9 protein-coding genes, 1 tRNA gene and 1 pseudogene are annotated in these 16,724 nt (G+C 60.3%); 6 read left to right on the top strand and 5 right to left on the bottom strand.

Going from position 1 to position 16,724, the window contains the following annotated elements:
* Nucleotides 1-365: 365 nt before the first annotated feature.
* From G7Y52_RS12585 to G7Y52_RS12595, 3 genes are all read right to left on the bottom strand, one after another.
* Entirely contained in the window at nt 366-1,556 is a 1,191-nt protein-coding gene (locus G7Y52_RS12585; RefSeq protein WP_165072458.1) for a tyrosine-type recombinase/integrase, read from the bottom strand.
* A 161-nt stretch (nt 1,557-1,717) separates the two neighbouring features.
* Nucleotides 1,718-1,794, bottom strand: a tRNA-Met gene (locus G7Y52_RS12590).
* Nucleotides 1,795-2,203: 409 nt separating this feature from the next.
* On the bottom strand, nt 2,204-3,001 hold the full coding sequence (locus G7Y52_RS12595; RefSeq protein ID WP_165072459.1) for an undecaprenyl-diphosphate phosphatase: 798 nt from the start codon (nt 2,999-3,001) through the stop codon (nt 2,204-2,206).
* 139 nt (nt 3,002-3,140) lie between these two features.
* Here G7Y52_RS12595 and G7Y52_RS12600 point away from each other — a divergent pair, with 139 nt between their 5' ends.
* Entirely contained in the window at nt 3,141-3,329 is a 189-nt protein-coding gene (locus tag G7Y52_RS12600) for a hypothetical protein (protein WP_165072460.1), read from the top strand.
* Nucleotides 3,330-3,354: 25 nt separating this feature from the next.
* Here the strand turns inward: G7Y52_RS12600 and metG are convergent, their stop codons facing one another.
* Complete coding sequence (gene metG / locus G7Y52_RS12605; protein ID WP_165072461.1) at nt 3,355-5,358, bottom strand: methionine--tRNA ligase; 2,004 nt, start codon at nt 5,356-5,358, stop codon at nt 3,355-3,357.
* A gap of 117 nt (nt 5,359-5,475) precedes the next feature.
* The gene (gene ricT, locus G7Y52_RS12610; RefSeq protein WP_165072462.1) at nt 5,476-6,546 is read right to left on the bottom strand and encodes a regulatory iron-sulfur-containing complex subunit RicT; all 1,071 of its coding nucleotides are present in this window, start codon (nt 6,544-6,546) and stop codon (nt 5,476-5,478) included.
* Between the two features lie 170 nt (nt 6,547-6,716).
* Here ricT and G7Y52_RS12615 point away from each other — a divergent pair.
* The 5 genes and pseudogenes from G7Y52_RS12615 to G7Y52_RS12635 all read left to right on the top strand — a co-directional run bounded on the left by G7Y52_RS12615 (nt 6,717) and on the right by G7Y52_RS12635 (nt 16,496).
* A pseudogene (locus G7Y52_RS12615) lies at nt 6,717-7,285 on the top strand (HD domain-containing protein).
* Nucleotides 7,286-7,432: 147 nt separating this feature from the next.
* Nucleotides 7,433-8,740 (top strand): ATP-dependent 6-phosphofructokinase, encoded by a 1,308-nt coding sequence (locus tag G7Y52_RS12620; protein WP_165072463.1) that lies wholly within the window; start codon nt 7,433-7,435, stop codon nt 8,738-8,740.
* Nucleotides 8,740-12,030 (top strand): UvrD-helicase domain-containing protein, encoded by a 3,291-nt coding sequence (locus G7Y52_RS12625; RefSeq protein ID WP_241159746.1) that lies wholly within the window; start codon nt 8,740-8,742, stop codon nt 12,028-12,030. Before G7Y52_RS12620 ends, G7Y52_RS12625 begins: the two co-directional genes overlap by 1 nt.
* Nucleotides 12,027-14,969, top strand: a complete 2,943-nt coding sequence (locus G7Y52_RS12630; RefSeq protein ID WP_165072465.1) for a PD-(D/E)XK nuclease family protein — start codon at nt 12,027-12,029, stop codon at nt 14,967-14,969. Before G7Y52_RS12625 ends, G7Y52_RS12630 begins: the two co-directional genes overlap by 4 nt.
* Before the next feature lie 372 nt (nt 14,970-15,341).
* A complete protein-coding gene (locus G7Y52_RS12635; protein WP_165072466.1) occupies nt 15,342-16,496 on the top strand; it encodes a nitronate monooxygenase in 1,155 nt (384 codons plus the stop codon).
* Nucleotides 16,497-16,724 lie beyond the last annotated feature (228 nt).

Genomic DNA, 16,724 nt, shown 5'->3' on the forward strand with positions numbered 1-16,724 from the left:
CTGGTTGCATTGAGGAGGGAAAAGAAATGAACCAGACAGCTGTACCTGAGACCATACCGGAGGAAAACCTATGACCGACTCCGCGTGCTGGACGAAAGAACCGCCCACAAAGCGCGGCCTCGGCTGGCAGGCAAATCCCTGGGTCTGGGTCGTGGGCTTCAAAAGGCTTGAACCATAACCCCCGTGAGGTGGTAAGATGCAAGATAAAAAAATTCTGACACTTCCGACAGAAGGCTTTGCACGCCCCGCCCAGGTCGCTTTTGCCTTCGGCATCAGCAGGGGGACGCTCTACAAGCGCATAAAGGATGGCAAATTCCCCCCGCCTGAGAAAATTGGTGAGAGGATCTCCCGCTGGCCTGTCTCCGTCATTCGGGAATATCTGGTGCGTGAAGGCGGCTCTGTCCTTGTGCCAGACTGTCAAGATAGTCGGCCCACGCCTGCATCATAGCCCGGCGTTCATCCATGTATGCGGCGCGGTTATATACGGCCCGCACCTTGTCGGTGTCGCCATGAGCAAGCTGGCGCTCGATAAGGTCGGGCCGGTAGCCCATCTCATTGAGCAGCGTTGACGCCATCGCGCGAAATCCATGCGCTGTCATTTCGTCCTTTCCGTAGCCCATACGGCGCAACGCGGACAAAACCCCGTTCTCCGAAAGCGGACGCGAGGGCCGCACCCCCGGGAAGATCCACTGCTCCGAGAGCTTCCGCTCCCTGATGCCCTCCAACAGCGCCACACATTGCCTGGCAAGCGGCACCCGGTGCTCGAAACGCATTTTCATCTTATGCGCCGGGATGCGCCACTCCCTCCCCTCCCAGTCTATCTCCTGCCACTCCGCCCTCCTCACCTCGCCCGGACGGCAAAAAGTATATGCTGACCACAGCATTGCCGCGCGGGTAATCAAATTCCCCCTGTACTCCATGATCGATGCCATCAGGCCCGCAACGTCCCCGGGACGAATCAGGGCAGCCCGGGGCTTTTCCATATGCGCCGTGAGGGCGCCCCGTAAATCACGGCACGGATCTGACCCGCAATAGCCGCAGGCAACCCCGTATCTGAATACTTGGGAGCAAATCCCCAACACGCGCGAGGCAGTCTCAAACGTCCCGCGCCCCTCAATCAGGCGAAGGAACTTTAAGATTTCCTGTGGGGTAACGGCCTGGATCTCGTTCCCCCCGATGTGGGGGAACGCATATTTTTGCAGCCGCGTGGTGACAGTGGTTTTGTGCGCCTCGCTCCACCGGGGAGCCTGGCGCTCTATCCATTCCAGAGCGGTGGCGCTGAACGTGGGGTTTTGCGCCTTGGCATCCGGCTCCAATCGTTCGCCGGACGCAAGAAGCGCCTTCGCATTGAGGAGAGCAAGCCGCGCATCCCGCAGGCTGACGGCGGGATAATGCCCGATGGTATGGCGGCGATCTTTCCCGGCCTCGCGATATTTAATGCGCCAGACCTTCGAGCCGGTAGGCAGAACTTCGAGGTAGAGCCCGCCGCCGTCAAACACCTTGTAGCGGGTGGCCTTCGGCTTCAGGGCCTTGATAGCTGTGTCAGTGAGCGGCATTGGGGTAACAACTCCGGTTCGCTTTATCTCGTTGCCCTGGTTGTTACCCTATTTCTGACGCGCTGCCAATGACTATAATGGCAACATGGACAACATGAGAAGCCTTAAAATCAAGAAGTCCAAGGACTTTTGAATATCCTTGGACTTCCTTGACATTATATTGGTAGCAAGGGAGGGATTTGAACCCCCGACACTGCGGGTATGAACCGCATGCTCTAACCAACTGAGCTACCTTGCCGTATGTTGCGCTGCCCGGCTGCACTTCGCCCGGCAACGGCGCGTCGCACTGAATACACAATTCAGACCTGCTTGGCAAGATTTTTTTGCAGGATTTTCAGTAAAAAAATCCGCTCCTGCGCCCTGCCCGCTTCCGGCCTGCTCCGCATGTCCGCCGCAGCTCGGCTGCCGCAACACCTCGCAAGCGCACAGGGCTTGCGTCTGGCCTTCTGCGGCTCTCCTGCCTCCCGGCTTCCACAAGCTGCGCTTTCCGGCAATCAAGGAACAGGCCCTAGAGCAGATTACCTTTGACTTTTTATGAAAGTCAAAGGTGACATTCAGGCGAAAAACGCGGTTTTCGCCTGAATGTACGCCGCGTTGCGGCGGCTGCCGCTTTCGCGTCAGCAGAGCATTTTCAAAGAGAAAACGCTCTAATGCACCATGAAATAATAGACAAAGGGCGCGAGCAGCAGGCGGTAGACGGCAAAGGGCACCAGGGTCATTCTGCCCACCAGGGACACGAAAACCCTTACGGCCAGCAAAGCCGAAACAAAGGCCCCGGCACTGCCCACCAGAAAAAAGGGAATGTCTGCCGCGGAGAACAGATTGAGATTGCTGAGCATGTCATAGCCCGTGGCAGCCACCATGATCGGCACGGCCGCAATAAAGGAATACTCCGCCGCTACCGGGCGCCTGGCGCCCATGAGCATGCCGCCCATGATTGTGGCGGCCGAGCGTGAAAAGCCGGGCCACAGCGCAAGGCACTGAAAACAGCCGATGCCCAGGGCCAGCCGCGGCGTCATCTCGTCCAGACTGACACAGGTGGGCTTCTGCTTGCGGCGTTCCACCAGGATCATGCAGACGGCCCCCACCACCAGCGCAATCAGCACTGTGGCGGGCCGGAAAAGATAGTGCTTGATCAGGGAGTGGAACAGAAGACCCACCACGCAGGCGGGCAAAGAGGTCAGGATCAGCAGCCAGATCCCCCGCATGCCGGCAAAGCGCACATAGGGTTGCGGCCGCGCCAGGCCCCAGAACCGCTTCCAGTACAACACCACCACGGCCAGAATGGCCCCGAGCTGAATGACCACTTCAAAGGTAGCGGCGCGTTCTCCCACAAAATCAAGCAGTTCTCCCACCAGTATCATATGGCCGGAAGAAGACACCGGCAGAAATTCGGTCAACCCTTCAACTATGCTTAAAATAAGCGCGGTGAGGAGATTATCCATATATTCAGCCTCAATGGGCCGCCCAGCGTCGAAGCGCCCGCAAGCGTGTCGCACGGCCCGTGGTTTTCCGGTAAATGAAGGCCGCGGCATTGCCAAAAAACACTGCCGCAGCTATGCTAAGAGAAAAGAGGTATACGCGATGCCAACTATCATGCCCCAGAGCGAACTTGTGCGCAAAGCGGCCGCCTTTCTGGCGGAACAGCGTTCTCAAACCCCCGGCAGAAGCCTGGCCAGCCTTTTGGATGAAGCAGGCATGCGTTTCAATCTCACGCCGTTGGATGCGGCGGCCCTGGAACGCCTTTTTCGCAAGGAGCCCCCGGCGGAATAATGCCCCCTTTTCCGGCCCGGGCTTGTCAGGCAATTTCGCTGCCGTTGGGCATGACCTCGGCGGCGTTGAGCAGGCTGAGCCTGTCGTTGCTTTGCGCCGTGAGCACCATGCCGTAGGACATCAGGCCGCGAATTTTGCGCGGCGCAAGGTTGAGCACCGCGCAGACCTGCCGGCCGACCAGAGCGTCTGGCGCATAGTGTTCCGCCAGGCCGGAAAGAATCTGACGCGGCTGCCCTTCCCCGAAGTCAATCTCCAGACGCAGGATGCGGTCGGCATTGGGATGTTTTTCCGCCGCAAGCACCGTGCCTATCCGCAGGTCCAAGGCCTTGAACTGCTCAAAGTCGACAAGTGGCGCGCCTGCGGCGGCGGCGCTGCCTGAGGCGTCTGCGGGTTTTTCGCCCTTGTGCGGCGTGACCGGCAGGCTCTTTTCAGGCTTTTTCCGCGCGGTTGCGGCAGATGTTCCTTTCGCCTCCGCAGGGGCGGCCAGTTGCCGCTCAATGCGCGGGAAAAGATTGGAAGCCTCGGCCACCGGCGTGCCTGCGGCAAGACCGCCAAAGCAGGTGATTTCATCTTCCAGGGCAGGCACCGGCGGCATGCTTTTGGGCACGGGCTGGCCAAGCTGCGCAAGCATCCTGCCGGACGCCTCGGGCATCACCGGCCAGAGGCAGACGGCAATTTTCCGCATGGCCGCGAGCAATATGTACATCACCGTGGCCAGCCGTTCCATGCGGCCTTGCTTGTGCAGCGCCCAGGGAGCCTGGCCGTCGACGTATTTGTTCAATCCGCGCACCAGCTCCCACAGACATTCCAGGGCTTGCGCAAACTGGACGTTGGCGAAAAGCTGCGCGTAATTGCGCATGGCTCCGCCGCAGAGTTCAACGACAGCTTCATCCTCGGGCTCGCGCTGCCTGGGCTGGGGAACTCTGCTCCCGAAATATTTGGCTGTCATGGACAGCACGCGGCTGAAAAGATTGCCGAGATCATTAGCCAGATCCGCATTGATCCGGCCAATGAGCGCGTCTTCGCTGAAATTCGCGTCAGAGCCGAAATGCATGTCGCGCAAAAGAAAATAACGGAACGCGTCCACGCCGAAGCGTTGGCCGAGATCCGCGGGATCCACCACATTGCCCAGGGACTTGGACATTTTCGTATCGCGGGAAAGCCAATAGCCGTGCACGTTCAGATGTCTGTACAACGGCAGGCCCGCGGCCTTGAGCATGGCGGGCCAGAAAACGGCATGCGGCTTGAGAATATCCTTGGCCACCAGATGCTCGCCGGGCCAGTAGCGCGCATACTCCGCTCCGTCCGGCCAGCCCAGGGCGCTGATATAGTTCAGCAACGCGTCGAACCAGACATAGCAGACGTAATTCTTGTCAAAGGGCAACTCAATGCCCCAGGTCAGCCGGCTTTTGGGGCGTGAAATGCACAAATCCTCAAGAGCCCCCGACTCCAGCATGGACAGCACTTCGGCGCGGTAGCGCTCCGGCCGGATAAAGTCCGGGTGGGCGGCAATATGTTCTTTGAGCCAGGGCAGGTATTTGGACATGCGGAAGAAGTAGTTCTTCTCGCTGATAAACTCGGGCCTGGTCTGATGTTGCGGGCAGAGCCCGTTTTCCAGTTCCTTTTCAGTATAGAAACGTTCGCAGCCATAGCAGTAGTGGCCGCCGAACTCGCCGAAATAAATATCCCCGGCATCATGGACCCGCTGCAAAAAGTTCTGCACGGCGCGCTTATGCGCCTTGTCCGTGGTGCGCACGAAGCGGTCGTTGGCAATGCCCAGTTGCGGCCAGAGCGCCTGAAAACGCGCGCTGATGGCATCCACGAACTCCTGGGGCGTCTTGCCTTCCTTTTCGGCGGCCTGCACGATCTTGTCGCCGTGCTCGTCCGTGCCGGTCAGAAACAGCGTGTCCTCGCCGAGCAATTTGTGGAAGCGCGCCAGGGAGTCAGCAACCACGGTGGTATAGGCGTGCCCCAGATGCGGTTTGGCATTGACGTAATAAATGGGCGTGGTGATGAAAAAGCTTTTCACGCAAGGCTCCGTACTGCTGAACGTTTCAACCGGGTATTCAAGGTCTGTTTGCGGCAGCGGCGTGCCGCAAATGCGGCCTTTTCCGCAACGCGCGTGCCGCTGCGCGCCGGAGCCGCTTTACTCGCTCTCGGAACGCGGCGGCCTGCGGCGGCGCTTGCGGCGGTTTTTCCCGGAGTCCCCGGCTGCCCCGCCTGCCCCGTTCCGGGGGACAGCGTTTTCTTCCGGACGCGTTGGCGCGGCCTTGGCGTCCTTTTCCCGGGGCAGCAGATTGCCGAAGAGATTGGGCTCTTCCACATTGTCCGGCGTGACAGAAACCACCAGCATGCCGTCGCCCTGAGGCGGCCTGGCAGGCTGTCTGCCCTGCCCTGCCTGCGGCTGGCTTTCCGGACGATACGGAGTCAGGGCCTGCCACTCGTCCAGGCTTACTTCCAGCTCCTCGTTGTTTTCCGTGAGCACGGAAAGGGTATTGCGAAACATATTGGCCCGCAAAACCTTCATGACGCCCTGGCTTGTCTGGTACTTCTTGCCCAGGCGCGGGCAATTGCGATGAAAGCGATCGTAATTTTCCTGCTCATAGGAAAGGCAGCAGAGGAGCCTGCCGCAAATGCCGGAAATTTTGGCCGGATTAAGAAAAAGATTCTGCTCCTTGGCCATCCTGATGGTCACCGGGGCGAACTTGCGCAGATACCTGCGGCAGCAGCAAACCATGCCGCAATTACCGACAGCGCCTATCATCTGGGTTTCATGGCGCACGCCGATCTGCCGCAGTTCTATGCGCGCGCGGTATTCCCGCACCAGATCCTTGACCAGATCCCTGAAGTCGATGCGCGCGGGCGCGGTAAAGTAAAAAATCAGCTTGCTGCGATCGAAAAAAACTTCCACATCCACCAGCTTCATGTCCAGGCGGCGCTCGCGGATGCACTGACGGCAAAAAAGACGGGCCTCCCGGGACAGGGCCTCATTTTCCTGCCCCTGCCGCAATTCCTCGGCATTGGCCTCGCGCAGCACGGAAGGCAGGCTTGCCTCTTCCACGCCGGGCAGGGCCTCTGCCGGGCCGGAAACCACCTGGGCGAGAGTCCGGCCCTGTTCGGCGTCAATAAGGACATGATCCCCCGGTTTAAAGCCGGGGGGGCCGGAATAATAACTTGTCTGACCAAGTGTGCGAAATCTGAGACCGTATATGGGCATAAGCGTCACTTAATGATAAAAATCGGAAAAAATGTCTGAAGACTTTTCTTTTCGGCCATATCAGCCGTGCTGTCAACAGGCGGCGGAATTTCAAGGGTTCACTGCCCGCGCCGCGGCTTGCCATCAGGCCGCCGCTGCCTTACTATTTACCCCCTTGGGGGGAGAATGTCATGATCCAAAGAGCCGAAGCCCTGAGATTGCTGGCCGAAGAGGGCACGCCGGAATCGCTTTTGCAGCACGCTCTGGCCTCGGAAGCCGTCATGCGCGCGCTTGCGCGGCATTGGGACGAAGATGAGGAACTTTGGGGCCTGACCGGGCTTTTGCACGATCTGGATTTTCCGCGCACTGCAAGAACGCCCGAACGGCATGGCCTGGAGGCGGCTGAGCGGCTGCAAGGCCTTTTGCCGGAAGAAGCCCTGACTGCCATTCGCGCCCACAATGGTGAGATGAACGGCTTTGAGCCACGAAGCCGTTTCGACTACGCCCTGCGTTGCGGCGAAACCGTGACCGGCCTGATCGGCGCGGTCGCGCGCATGCGCCCCACCGGGCTTGACGGCATGGAGCCGAAAAGCATCAAAAAAAGATGAAGGACAAAGCCTTTGCCGCCGGCGTCAACCGGGAAAATATCCGCCAATGTTCCCAGGCCGGGCTGGACCTGGATGTCTTTCTGGCCCTGGCGATCGAAGCCATGCGGGCTCGGGCTTCGGAACTAGGTTTGCAGGCTCCGAACAGGGGATGACCAATTGCCGACAACACGCGGCGCGGCGCCGCGCAAAGCCGGGCGAAGGGCTGTCAGACTCTTTTGCGCTCGGGACGGAGCGAGAACATACTGTCGCTGCCCTTTGGCGGCCAACCGGATCTCTATGGCCTGTGAGGCAGAGAATTTATGACTGAAGATCGCACGCTGAATACATCCATTCGCACCCTTGGGCCCTGCAAGCTGGAATCGCATTTGCCGTACAGGACCTGGGCCGACGACAAATGCCTGCCCATATTTGTGGATGAGGAGCTGAGCGAGGATGCCCAGGAGCCCTTCTGCGTGAGCTTTGAGGCGGCCGGGCCGCGCAAGAAGCTCTATTTTGATTCTTCCCGCGCCAAATGCGCCATTGTCACCTGCGGCGGACTCTGCCCGGGCATCAATGACGTGATCCGCGCCATCGTCATGGAGGCCTATCACGCCTATAACGTGCCGGCCGTTCTCGGCATTCCGTACGGCCTGGAAGGCTTTATCCCCAAATACCGGCATGCGCTGCTTGAGCTGAACCCGGAAATGGTGGCCGACATCCACCGCTTCGGCGGCACAATATTGGGTTCCTCCCGCGGGCCGCAGCCGCCGGATGAAATTGTGGACACTCTGGAACGCTGCAACATCAACGCCCTTTTTGTCATCGGCGGCGACGGCACCATGAAGGCCGCGCTCTCCATCAGCCAGGAAGTGCAAAAGCGGGGCCTGAAAATCTCGGTCATCGGCATTCCCAAAACCATTGACAACGACATTAACTTCATCACGCAGTCCTTCGGCTTTGAGACTGCTGTCTTCAAAGCCACCGAGGCCATTGAATGCGCGCATACCGAAGCCTGCGGCACGCCCAACGGCATCGGCCTGGTCAAACTGATGGGCCGGGAATCCGGCTTTATTGCGGCGCGGGCCGCTCTGGCCCTCAAAGAAGTAAATTTTGTGCTGATCCCCGAGGCTCCCTTTACCCTGGAGGGCGAAGGCGGCCTGCTGCCCGCCCTGGCACAACGCCTGAAGGCGCGCGGGCATGCCGTGATCGTGGCGGCCGAGGGCGCGGGCCAGCATCTGCTGAAGCACAATGCCGGCACCGACGCCTCGGGCAATCCCGTTCTCGGCGACATTGCCGATCTGCTGCGCAAGGAAGTCACTGCCTATCTGGATGCCCGCCACGTGGAACACTCGATCAAATACATAGACCCGAGCTACATTATCCGCTCGGTCCCGGCCAATGCCAACGATAAGGTTTACTGCGGCTTTCTCGGGCAATATGCCGTGCATGCGGCCATGGCCGGACGCACCGACATGGTGGTGGCGAAACTGCAGGACCGCTACGTGCATCTGCCCCTGCAACTGGTCACCCGCAAGCGCCGCAAGCTGAATATTTATTCCGACCTCTGGCGCGCGGTGCTTGAATCCACCGGCCAGGGCATGCTCACAGGCATGCTGCCGCCCGAGTAATGCGCGAGCTTTCCGGTATGCCGCGTTTGCGCCAGGTCAAGGCTTCGGCCGGTTCCGGCAAAACGTATGAACTGACCCGCTGCTTTTTGCAGCGCCTTCTGGAGTGCGGCGGCGCGCACAGCGCCGTCTCGGCCTCCCCGGCCTGCGCTCTGGCTGCCGACGGCCTGCAAAGCGGCTGGGGCGACATCCTGGCCATCACCTTTACCAATGCGGCCGCAGCCGAAATGCGCGATCGCGTGATCAGGCATCTGAAAAGCGCCGCGCTCGGCAACTGCCAGGATGTTTCGGACAAGAGCCTCGTCCTGCGACCTGCTGACGCCCGCTTCTGGGTGAATGTGATTTTGCGCGATTTGAGCGCGCTGAACATCCGCACCATTGACAGCCTGCTGCATTTGATTGTGCGCGCCGCGGCCCTGGAGTTGAATCTCCATCCGGATTTTCAACCGGTTTTCGCCACGGAGGAAGCCCTGACGCCCTACCTGGACGTGCTCATGGAGCGCGCCTGGCAGGGCGATCCAGACATGCGCGATCTGCTGTGGCGAGCCTGCCGCGCTGTAGTGCTTTACGGTCAAAGCAAGGGCTTTCTGGCCGGTGAAAAATTGCTGCGCCCTCTGCGGGACCTGCTGGACGACGTGCTGCTGGGCCGCTGTGAGGATCTGGCGTCCGAGAGCATTCTTAAAGAAAAACTTCAAGAAATAGACAGGGCCGCCATACATGCCGCCCGGGCCTTGCTGGCAGTCGCCCCGGCACACAGCCTGCGCTGGAAAAAAGCGGCCCTCGCGGCGGTGGAGCAATTGGCCGCAGGCCGCCTGGAATGCTGTTCTTCAGCCTATGCATCTAAGGCAAGAGTTGAAGAACTTTTTTGTAAAAACAGCGTTCTGCCTGCAAACGCAGGCCAGGCCTATGCCATGTACGCTGCCTGCGCCGGGCGCAGGAAGAAAAGCGGAGCGCTGATCACCCAGGCCCTGCGCCTTTTGCCTTTTGTGCGCCTTGCTCAAGTACTGGTGAAGGCTTTTCTGCAAAATCAGGAACAGGAAGGCGCGTTGCCCGGCCTGCTCGCGCCGCGCCTGGCCCGGGAAATCCTGCTCGGCGAGCGCGGCGTGCCGGATGCGCTCTGCCGACTGGGCACGCGATTGCAGCATTTTCTGGTGGACGAATTCCAGGATACCAGCCGTGAGCAATGGCAAGCCTTGCGGCCTCTGGTTGAAGAAGCGCTCTCACGCGGCGGTTCGCTGACCTGGGTGGGGGATGTGAAGCAGTCCATTTATGGGTGGCGAGACGGCGATCCCGAGCTTTTTGACGCCGTTTTTGAAGATCAGGGCCTTGCTCGCCTGGCCCCCGATGGAGAGCGTTGCAGCCTGCCGTACAACTGGCGCAGTCGGCGCGTTGTGGTGGAGCACAACAACGGCTTTTTTGCGCCCCTGGCGAATTTGCGCACGGCCCGGCAAGTCTTGAGCGCCCTGCTGCCGAGCGATACTCCTGATGCCGTGGCCGTGCTGGACACCGCCGCGCAGCGCCTGGCCGGGGCCTTTCAAGGTGTCAGCCAACAGTGCCCGCCTCAGGCCCTGGAGGGCGGCCTGGTGCGGATGGAAAATTTGGTCGCCGACGATGCCGATGAGCTGCGCGAGCTTGTGCTGGATCGTCTCTGCACGCTGTTGCGCGAGGAAATCGCCCCGCGCAGGCGATGGTCCGACGTGCTTGTGCTGGTGCGCGGCAATCAGACTGCGGGCTTTGTGGCCGAACGCCTGGTGCAGGAGGGCATCCCGGTCCTCACCGAAAACAGCCTGCTGCTGGCCGGGCATCCGCTCATCGTGCAAACCGTGGCTTTGCTGACCTTTCTGGATAATCCCAATGACGATGTGGCCTTTTGGACCATGCTCACGGGCTCTGTTTTCAGGGAACATCCCGAAGCAGCCTGCCTGAGCTGGGAGGCGCTGCACGAGTGGTGCCCGGCGCGCGGGCAGGGTCCGCTGCATCTGCTTTTCCGAAAACGCTGGCCCCATGTCTGGCAGCGCCTGCTGGCGCCTTTTTACAGCCAATCCGGGCTGATGACGCCTTATGACATGACCCTGGAGTGGTTCGCGCGCCTTGATGTGGAGGCGCGTTTCCCGGAAGCCGGAACATTTTTGCGTCGCTTTATGGAGGTTCTGCAAAGTGCCGAAGAAAAGGGTCTTGCGACCCTGCCGGCCTTTCTTGAGCACTGGCGGTCCAAAAGCGACGAGGAAAAAGTGCCCATGCCGGAAAGCATGAATGCCGTGCGCGTCATGACCATACATAAATCCAAGGGCCTGGAGTCGCCGGTGGTGATTATGCCCTGGACCAGCCTCGGCATCCGGGCTGCCGGCGCGCCGGTCGTCACGGAAGTGGAGGGCCTGCGCATGGCTATGCTCAACCAGAAGGCGCTCGGCCTGCCCTATTTTTCCGAACTGGCCCGGCAGGCCTGCGAAAATCTGCATCTGCTCTATGTGGCTTTTACCCGCGCCAGGGATGAACTGTACGCCTTTCGCACCCAGACGCCCGGGCTTCAGAAACTGGGCTCGCTTTGTGCCGGGCTGGATATTCTGTGGCAGGAGGCAGGTTTGCATTTGCCGTACAGTCTGGGAAGCTCGACAGAAGCGGGAAGCCGCGAGGCCGGAGACGCCCCGCCCTGCCCGGAGCCGCCCGCGCCGGAAAGTACGCCCGACCCGGCTTATGCCGGGGAGTGGCGGCCCATGCAATGGCTGCCGCGCCTGAAAATCTTTCGCAACCCCCTGGGCGGATTTACCTTCAAAGCCGAGGATCGCGGCAGTCTGTTGCATTTCTGCCTGGAGCGCTTGCGGCTCACCGGCAAGCCGGAGGAGGATGCCCGGGCCGCGCTGCACTTCGGCTTGCGTCATTTTCCGCTGCCCGTGCCGGAGGAGCCGGCCTTGCGGGCCGAGTTGAGCGCCACCCTGGCATGGTTTGCGGCCCAGCCCGAGGCCCGGCGCTGGCTTGAGCGCGGCTGGCCCGAGCAATCCATAATGGACGAGCGAGGCCGCGTGCTGCGCATGGATCTGCTGGTGCGCGAGCCTTGGGGGACGTTGGTTGTGGATTACAAAAGCGGTCGGCCCGAGTTGGATCATATTGCCCAGATCCGCCGCTACCTCGCCTGCCTGGAGGACAGCGGCGAGGCAAAGCCCGACCGGGCGCGGGGGCTGCTGGTGTATCTTGATTTGCGCCGCTTTCAATTGGTTGATTCCGCCCAGGCCTCGGAATTGTGCGAAAACTACAGAGATCTGCCTCTGCCGACCTTCAGCCCGAAAAATATATGACACGACGCGCGCCTTTTCTGATTTTTCCCTGGCAGCGCCCTTTTCTGCCGGATCTCAAGGCGGTTCTTGAGGAGCAAAGCCACGGACGCCCCGGCTCAGCCCTGCTGATCGTGCCGCACAATCGTCCCTGGCGCTATCTTCTGCAACTCTATGCCCAGGACGGCGGCCGCCGCCTTTTGCCCAAGGTGATCACCCTCTCCGGGATGATCGGCATCTGGCGGGCGCATATGAGCACGGTTCCGCTGCATACGGCCAATATGCTGGATCGCGCGGCCCTGCTCCATGAGTGCGTGCTGGCCCTCGCCCGTGAGGATGCGGCGCTTTCCGCCCGCTTTGCGCGCATGGACATGGCGCTTTTCCTGCCTTGGGGCTTGCGATTGGCCGCGCTGTTGGAAGAAATGCTCGGGCAGAGGGTCGAAGCCGCGGATCTGCTCCATGTGGAAAGCGAAGTGGCTGCCCCGGCTGCCGCGCTTCTGGGCGCGCTGGGCCGGATCAGCCGCGCCTATCTGGCGGCGCTGGCCCAACGCAACTGGACAACCCCGGGCCTGGATTATTATGAAGTCTGCCGCGAGGCGGCCGCTATCCCGCCGCTGCTTCTGCCCGGCCCGGACAGGCCTGTGCTCGTCGCGGGTTTTTCCGTGCTGACTCGCGCGGAAGATATTCTTCTGCGCAGCTTGTGGGAGTCCGGGGCGCGGATCTGCCTGCACAGCGATTTTAATCTGGCCCTGGGCAAAGCCGGGCATTGGGCCTGCGCCGAGCATGCGGCCTGGATGCGCCGCTGGAAGGCCGGAGCTGTTCCTGCGCTTGAGCCTCGCCCCGAAGAGCTGGAGCACAGGCCGCGCCTCTTCTTTTTTGCCGGCTACGACTGCCACTCCCAACTTGAAGCTCTGCGCGAAACCCTCAGGGAAAGCGGGAATCCGGCGTCGTCTTCGCCCTCCACGGCGGTTGTCCTCACGGACAGCGCCCTGCTGATGCCGGTGCTGCATCATCTGCCGGACAAGGACGTCAACGTGTCTATGGGCTATCCCCTGGAGCGATCGCCGCTGAATCGTCTTCTGGATGCCCTGCTGCATCTGCAGGCCGGACGGCGCGAAGACGACCGCTATTACTGGCGCGATCTCTTGCAATGCCTGCGCCACCCGTACTTGAACATGCTGCGGGTGGATAACGGGGACGGCGAACAGTTTTTTTTGCGCGAGGCCCTGCATCGTCTGGAAAGCCTGATCCGCAGCGGCAGCCGTTTTGTGGATCTGGAGGCACTGTCTGCGGAATGTCGCTCCGCCCTGCCCCCTGCCCTGGCAAGCCTGCTTGCGGAAACGCTGGAAGTTATGGTGAATGCCACGGCAGCCGCTTCCACCACGGCTGAAATGGCCGAAAGCCTGCGCGGCATTTGCGATTTGCTGCTGGCGCGCGGCGGCGACATGTGGCGGCATTTCCCCCTGGATGCCGAGGCCATCTATCGCCTTGTGCAACATGCCGCGCCCATTCTGCGCGAAACCTGCCTTGCGCGCACGCCCTTTCCCAAAGCAGTGCTGCACAACCTTACCCGGCAGGTGCTTGCGCAGGAGCGCGTCCCCTTTGAGGCTGAGCCGCTTACCGGTCTGCAGGTGATCGGCATGCTGGAAACCCGCCTCCTGCATTTTGAACGCGTGTTCATCGTGGACGCAACGGATGACAAATTGCCGGGCAATCCGGCTCAGGATCCGCTCCTGCCCGACTCGCTGCGGCAGGTTCTGGGACTGCCTGACGCGCGGCGGCGCGAACGCACGGCCGCATACACGCTCTACCGCCTTTGCGCCGGAGCCCGGGAACTGCATTTTTTCTGGCAGGAAGGCATCAGCCGATCCACGCTTTTTGACGGGAAGAAAAGCCGCAGCCGTTTTGTGGAGCAACTGCTCTGGGAGGAGGAGCAGCGCCGGGGCGCGCTGCTTGTCCCCGGGCGCGATCCCTTGCGCGCCGCGCATTGCACGGTTCGCGCCACGCAGTCCGTGCCCAAAAAACTGCGCCGGAACGCGGGTCTCGACACTGCTCTGGAAAAACTGTTGCGCGCGCCCCTTTCCGCCACGCGCCTGGATGTTTACCTGCAATGCCCGCTGCGTTTTGCCTGGCAACATTTATGCGGGCTGGCTCCAGTGCAGGAAATCAACGAAGGCGACGATCCGGTCGCGGTGGGCATCTGCATTCACCAGACGCTGCGCGCCCTTTTCGAGCCCTATCTGCATAAAGAGGTGCGCCGGGGCGACATTTCGCCGCAAACCGGGCGCGCCTGCTTTTATGAAGCCCTGGAGGCGGCGGATCTGCGGCGTGTTCTGCCGCCGGACAGTTGTCTGATGCTGGAGGCCGCCGTGCCCCTGAGGCTGGAGCGTTTTCTGGACCGGCAGCCGGAATGCGCCACGATTTTGGCGCTGGAGCAGAAAGTGCTTGCAAATCTGCATCTGGCAGGCCGCAACTACACCTTTACCGGGACCTTGGACCGCCTGGACCGGCGCGACGGCCTTTTATATGTGCTGGATTATAAAACAGGGCGGATCGCGCGGCATGACGGCAGTTTGTGGACGGACAGAGGCTTTTTCCAACGCGTGCAAGCCGTGTTGGCTCTGGAACCGGGGCAAAGTGCGGCCTGTGCGGAGCAGCTTGACAGCGTGTTCACGGAACTGCGCGAACGGTTGCCCAGCCTGCAATTGCCCTGCTACATTTCCATGATCCGCGCCAAAGGCCTGGGTTCCCCCGGCGATGCCGCGCTGGTGGAATTGAGGGACGACGGGGCGGAAGTGCCTTTATTCGGCGGACTTGCGGAAGACGAGCTTGCGGCGGCCCTGGAATATTGCGATCTGGCGCTCGCCTTGACCCTGCGTCACCTGGAAACTGCCCCGGAGTTTGCATCACAGCCGAAACGGCACTGCGCGTGGTGCCCCTATGCCACGTTATGCAAAGCCTGAGTCCGGAACCGGAAAAAAGTCTTTGCCGCGCGTGTCGTCTGCCTGTTGCCGGCTTTGCCTGGTACGATGAACTGATTTTTCTTCTTCATGTTACACTGGAGGGATTCACCTTTGAGATGATTTTTCTAAAAAATTCGTTTTGAATTTAGAGCGGTTTGCTAATGAAATTAGAGCGGTTTGCTGTTGAAAACGGCAACCGCTCCAGATGGTTGCAATATCATTTTCATTGAAGGCGTGAATGCCTCCCCCGGGGCATATTGTTGCGTCTCGCGTATTTTCAGTCTATGCTGATTGCGCTATGGATATGGGGGCCTGATGCCCGGCCGGGAGGCCGGACGGCGACCCCACACTCGTCACGACGGAGGTCTTGCAATGCCTTTCCCTCCTTTGCAAATAGGCGATCTCACGGCTAAAGTCCCTATCATTCAAGGGGGCATGGGCGTGGGCATCTCTCTTTCCGGTCTGGCGTCCGCTGTTGCCAATCAGGGCGGCATCGGCGTCATTGCCGGAGCCATGATCGGCATGAAAGAGCCGGATGTGGCCAAAAATCCCCTGGAAGCCAATCTGCGCGCCCTGCGCAATGAAATTCTCAAAGCCCGCCAGCTTTCCAGCGGCATTATCGGCGTGAACATCATGGTTGCCTTGACCACCTTCAGCCAGATGGTGCGCACGTCCATTGAAAACAAGGCCGACATCATCTTTTCCGGCGCTGGCCTGCCCTTGGAGATGCCGCGCCATCTGCTGCAACTTTGCGAAGAGAGAAAACAGGAATTTAAAACCAAGCTGGTGCCTATCGTCTCTTCGGCCAGAGCAGCTTCGATCATTGCCAAAAAATGGCTCTCACGCTTCAATTATCTCCCGGACGCCTTTGTTGTCGAAGGCCCCAAGGCGGGCGGGCATCTGGGCTTCAAGGCCGAAGAACTGCAAGACCCGGCTCTCGCGCTGGAAAATCTTGTCCCGCAGGTTGTGGAAGCCGTGAAGCCCTTTGAGGACCGTGTTGGCCGCGCCGTGCCGATCATTGCCGCGGGCGGCGTATATACCGGCGCGGACATCAAGCGCTTTCTGGATCTGGGCGCCGCGGGCGTTCAGATGGGCACGCGTTTTGTGGCCACCCATGAGTGCGACGCGGACGTTCGTTTCAAGCAGAGCTACCTCGCTGCCCGACCGGAAGATGTCACCATCATCAAAAGCCCCGTGGGCATGCCCGGTCGCGCATTGGGCAACGAATTCATCAACGCGGCGCGCGAAGGCCTTAAAAAGCCCTTTAAATGCATTTTCCACTGCGTAAGCACCTGCCAGCAAGAAAAGACTCCGTACTGCATTGCTCAGGCTTTGATCAACGCCATGAAAGGGAATCTGGAACGCGGTTTTGCCTTTTGCGGGGCCAATGTTTTTCGCGTGAACAAAATTATTTCCGTCAAGGAACTTATGGAATCCCTGCAAAAGGAATTTGACGAAGCCATGAACTCCATAAGCAAGGGTATGCAAAACATGCAGAATAGGCTGGGCTACGCCAATAAGACGTAAACGGAAGCAGGCTCTGCAATCGGGATTGGCAAAAAGGCATGGCCCGCGCATGAACGTAAAATTTCATGGCGGGCCATGCTTTTTTTTAGAGCAGATTACCTTTGACTTTTTATGAAAGTCAAAGGTGGCATTCAGGCGAAAAACGCGGTTTTCGCCTGAATGCACGCCGCGTTGCGGCGGCTGCCGCTTTCGCGTCAGCAGAGCATTTTCAAAGAGAAAATGCTCTAA

The organism is Desulfovibrio sp. ZJ200, from assembly GCF_011039095.1.
Lineage (GTDB): Bacteria > Desulfobacterota > Desulfovibrionia > Desulfovibrionales > Desulfovibrionaceae > Desulfovibrio.

Bases quoted from the DNA above. Each gene is read 5' to 3' on its own strand.
- G7Y52_RS12585 (WP_165072458.1), bottom strand. From the start codon at position 1,556: ATGCCGCTCACTGACACAGCTATCAAGGCCCTGAAGCCGAAGGCCACC.
- G7Y52_RS12595 (WP_165072459.1), bottom strand. From the start codon at position 3,001: ATGGATAATCTCCTCACCGCGCTTATTTTAAGCATAGTTGAAGGGTTG.
- G7Y52_RS12600 (WP_165072460.1), top strand. From the start codon at position 3,141: ATGCCAACTATCATGCCCCAGAGCGAACTTGTGCGCAAAGCGGCCGCC.
- ricT (WP_165072462.1), bottom strand. From the start codon at position 6,546: ATGCCCATATACGGTCTCAGATTTCGCACACTTGGTCAGACAAGTTAT.
- G7Y52_RS12620 (WP_165072463.1), top strand. From the start codon at position 7,433: ATGACTGAAGATCGCACGCTGAATACATCCATTCGCACCCTTGGGCCC.
- G7Y52_RS12625 (WP_241159746.1), top strand. From the start codon at position 8,740: ATGCGCGAGCTTTCCGGTATGCCGCGTTTGCGCCAGGTCAAGGCTTCG.
- G7Y52_RS12630 (WP_165072465.1), top strand. From the start codon at position 12,027: ATGACACGACGCGCGCCTTTTCTGATTTTTCCCTGGCAGCGCCCTTTT.
- G7Y52_RS12635 (WP_165072466.1), top strand. From the start codon at position 15,342: ATGCCTTTCCCTCCTTTGCAAATAGGCGATCTCACGGCTAAAGTCCCT.